Origin of the sequence: Siphonobacter sp. (genome assembly GCF_048595215.1) — a bacterium.
In the GTDB taxonomy this organism is placed as follows: domain Bacteria; phylum Bacteroidota; class Bacteroidia; order Cytophagales; family Spirosomataceae; genus Siphonobacter.
In genome coordinates this window covers 1-3,681 of sequence record NZ_JBMDWJ010000166.1, presented here as the reverse complement: position 1 = coordinate 3,681, position 3,681 = coordinate 1, and the positions used below count along the sequence as shown (strand labels likewise).

Below are 3,681 nucleotides of genomic sequence, written 5' to 3'. Positions count from 1 at the left end.
TCCTCTAGCCGGGCTACTGGGTTAATCCATGCCTCACCGCCGTGCCTCAGTAGCCTAAGTAAAAAGTACTAACGTTCGAAACGTTAGGTCTGACACCAATGAAAGGTGGCTGATACTGAATGTTCTACTGAAAATTACTTTAGTCTGTGAAGCCTGCTCCCCTGAAACGGTAACATTTGGGGTGTTAATTTCTTAAAATGGAACGTATAGTCTCCTACGAATACTAATGGAACGAAATTTACCCCAGTAGACCTGATGAATACGAACACTGATCCTTCTGTAATGAATGAATCCGGCCCGCGTCCCGTGGTTTTACTGGTCATTCAGGAACGCGTAAACGTTGATACGGAGACGCAAGAAACGGGTCGCGTAACGGTAACTAAACGCGTTCACGAACACGAAGAACGCGTGGAGCTTCCACTTACGCAGCAACAAGTTAAGGTGGAACGCGTAGCGATCAATCAATACATTGATACGCCTCCAGCGGTACGGTACGAAGGAGAAACCATGATCGTACCGGTGGTAAAGGAAATCCTTGTTAAACGTCTGGTACTAGTGGAGGAAGTGCGTATTACTAAAGAAGAAGTACAGACTACTACTCACCAGCCCGTTATGCTGCGGCAGGAAGAAATTGTAATTACGCGTAGTACTGGTCCGGAAGCATAGGTTTCGATTCATCGGTAAAGAATTCCATCACAACCCAAATTGAAGAATCATGTCAAAGACTGTCATTGGCCTGTTTGATACGGCCCTTCAAGCACAAACGGCTGCTGCTCAACTCATCCAACGCGGATTTTTAGAAGAAAACGTAGATATCTCAGCTTCAGCTACGGGTAGCGTAGACGCTACGACTACCGCACACGAAAGCGATAACGATACAGGCATCGGCAATTTCTTTAAGTCGCTTTTTGGTAGTGATACCGATGATGCCGACAAATATTCACACGTAACCCGTCGGGGTTCGATTGTCACGGTACACAATGCATCGGATGTACAGGCTCGTCTGGCGTCGGATATTCTGGATGAACACGGAGCCGTGGATATCGACGAAAAAGCCAATGAATACGGTTACGTAGCCACAACGGCTACTGGTTCAACGCCCTACCCAGCTGACTATCAACCTACGGAAGATTCATTAACGGTTGATCCCTTACAACCTCATTCAAACGCTGACATTGTGAGGGATGAATTTACTGCCGACAACCAGGCTGCTTCTGCCAAGGTCATTGAAGAAAACCTGCAGGTAGGCAAACGTAGTATTGAAACGGGTGGAGCCCGCCTCCGCAGTCGTATCGTGGAGCAACCTGTAGAAGAAAACGTCCGTCTGCGTCAGGAACGCGTGGTAGTAAACCGTACCCCCGTAGATCGTCCGGCTACTGATGCGGATTTTGCAACGTTCCAGGAAGGCCAAATCGATGTAGTTGAACACGCCGAAGTACCCGTTGTTTCGAAAGAAGCCCGCGTCGTGGAAGAAGTCACCTTAGGCAAAGAAGTGGATGAGCACGTAGAAACCGTCCGTGATACGGTCCGTCATACGGAAGTAGACGTTGACACGTTGAATACAAATGAACGTGGGGTGTCTCGTAATCTCTAACAGCCTGCAAATGATGTACAGGATTAATTCAAAAAAGGCTAACCAAACGTGTTAGCCTTTTTTGGGTCCAGTGAACCTTAAACCCGAAGTATGGAAGCCATTGCCCAAACGAAAACGAGTCCGCGTACCTGGGAACAAACCGTTGCCAGCTTAACCCGACTTAGTTATTTAACCAAAGGAATATTATATGGCTGCGTCGCCCTCTTTGCCATCCAATTTGCCCTGGGGCAACGAGGCCCGGATCCCGGACGAAAAGCCGTTTTACAGGAATTCATCAAAACCGATGTGGGGGCCGTTGTGCTGGTTTTAATGGCCCTATCCTTAGCGGGGCACACCGTCTGGCGGATGGCTGAAATCTATTTTGATCCGTATAAGAAGGGCAAGGGTGTACTGGGCTGGATTTATCGGTTGAATTATTTCCTCAGCGGTCTTACGTATACAAGTCTGGGGATAACGGCCGTAAAACTTTTAATGGGGCATGCGGATGATCAAAATCAGAAGCAGCTTTGGGTTTCCAAGCTACTAATGGTCAAAGGCGGCGATTGGCTCATTATCCTCGTGGGTGTTTTTCTAATGCTCTGGGCGGGATTACAGATGTACAAAGGCTTATCGGGTACCGTTTATAAGAGTCTCAATAAAGAGGCTTTTCCCAGATGGTTCCATGGCTTTCTTTGGGTGTGTAATCTCGTAGGCTTTCTGACCGTGGGTGGCATACTGGCCTCTACGAGCTGGTACCTGATTAAAGGGGCCTGGAAAGAAAATCCGCACTGGGTCATGAATATGGATGATCTGATTAAATCACTGCAAGCTTTTCCCGGCGGCCAGTGGATTCAGATGACTACCGCTATTGGCTTAACCTGTATGGCGATTTTTATGCTGGCCATGGCCCGGTGTTTCCCCATCAAAACGACGTCTTCGCAGGCCTGTTAATTGCCCGTCTCCTGATGCGGAGCATCAACGGGTTTTGATTCGGGTGAGCCTTTTTGACGCAAGAAAATCGACAAGACTACAATGGAAAGTACGGAGAGAAACTCACTCTGCCAGTTTTGAAAGGATTGAAACCAGAATTCACTCGATCCCAGAAATTCACCTAAGCTCATCAAGTCGGCTTTCCCTTGTAGTCTCTGCTCTTCATTATGAGCTTGTACCCCACCAATGGCGTGTAGCACAAACGATAGTCCAAAGAGTACGAAAAAAGCCAGACTTAGGGAATTCTGATACAACTTGAGTATCCAGCCCCCTTTCCGGACGGGCCAGGGTGCTCCCGGACGGGTCGATGAAGGTTCACGGTCTACTTCCTCCTCTTCGGTCAGGCTTTTGGATTCGGACGAGCCCTTTTGGTACAATGATACCGTCAGCAACACATACAGGGCCATCTGGAGAAATTCGCTTTCCCAGTTTTCGAAGACTGAGTCTATGCAATGGCCGCTACCGAAGTACTGCCCTAGCGTAAGTGGGTTTTGACCGAAATCTTGTCGTTCGTTATTTAAATCCTGCCACCCGGTAAGCAGGTGAGCCAGCAAAGTAAGGAGGGTAACCAGGACAAGGATCAAGGACAATCCATTTTCCCGAAGAAACTTTTTCATGTATGACTAAAGTAACGGTTTAGACGCTGTACAAGATCAATAAAAAAGAATGCCAATTTTCTACCTAAGTGTACCGTTAAAAACTCACCTTTTGCTTAGCCCCCCTTTGCCTTTTGACCTTTCCGTACGCCCTAATCTGATTCAGACGTATATTCGTGCAAAAAAAGCTCGATGAAAGGTTTATTGACCCTTGCATTTCAATTCCTCTTCTTTCTTTCCTACGCTCAACAGAATCTGGTCCCCTACGTTCGCCCCCTGATTGGTACGGAGAAAATGGGCCATACCTTTCCGGGAGCCACGGTTCCCTTCGGAGCCGTCCAGCTTAGTCCGGATACGGATACCATTTCTTACGAACGCAACGGCAAGTACAATGGCGACGTGTACCGCTACTGTGCGGGCTACAAGTACGAAGACAAAACCATTGTGGGTTTCAGTCATACGCACTTTAGCGGTACGGGTCACTCGGATTTGGGCGATTTTCTGGTGATGCCTACGCAGGGA

At 48.0% G+C, this 3,681-nt stretch carries 4 protein-coding genes and 1 pseudogene; 4 read left to right on the top strand and 1 reads right to left on the bottom strand.

Annotated elements, in window-relative coordinates; genetic code table 11:
* Nucleotides 1-255 precede the first annotated feature (255 nt).
* The 3 genes from ACOJTG_RS09755 (at nt 256) to ACOJTG_RS09745 (ending at nt 2,524) form a co-directional block, all read left to right on the top strand.
* A complete protein-coding gene (locus tag ACOJTG_RS09755) occupies nt 256-666 on the top strand; it encodes a YsnF/AvaK domain-containing protein (protein ID WP_420153650.1) in 411 nt (136 codons plus the stop codon).
* A gap of 49 nt (nt 667-715) precedes the next feature.
* Nucleotides 716-1,594, top strand: coding sequence for a YsnF/AvaK domain-containing protein (locus ACOJTG_RS09750; protein ID WP_420153649.1), 879 nt, complete (start codon nt 716-718; stop codon nt 1,592-1,594).
* 90 nt (nt 1,595-1,684) lie between these two features.
* Nucleotides 1,685-2,524 carry a DUF1206 domain-containing protein gene (locus tag ACOJTG_RS09745; protein ID WP_420153648.1) on the top strand — a complete coding sequence of 280 codons (840 nt, stop codon included), beginning with the start codon at nt 1,685-1,687 and terminating at the stop codon, nt 2,522-2,524.
* Here ACOJTG_RS09745 and ACOJTG_RS09740 read toward each other — a convergent pair.
* Nucleotides 2,521-3,180 carry a DUF6766 family protein gene (locus ACOJTG_RS09740; protein WP_420153647.1) on the bottom strand — a complete coding sequence of 220 codons (660 nt, stop codon included), beginning with the start codon at nt 3,178-3,180 and terminating at the stop codon, nt 2,521-2,523. The genes ACOJTG_RS09745 and ACOJTG_RS09740 overlap by 4 nt on opposite strands.
* Nucleotides 3,181-3,351: 171 nt before the next feature.
* Here ACOJTG_RS09740 and ACOJTG_RS09735 point away from each other — a divergent pair.
* Nucleotides 3,352-3,681 (top strand): annotated as a pseudogene (locus tag ACOJTG_RS09735) (glycoside hydrolase family 92 protein); the annotation flags it as partial.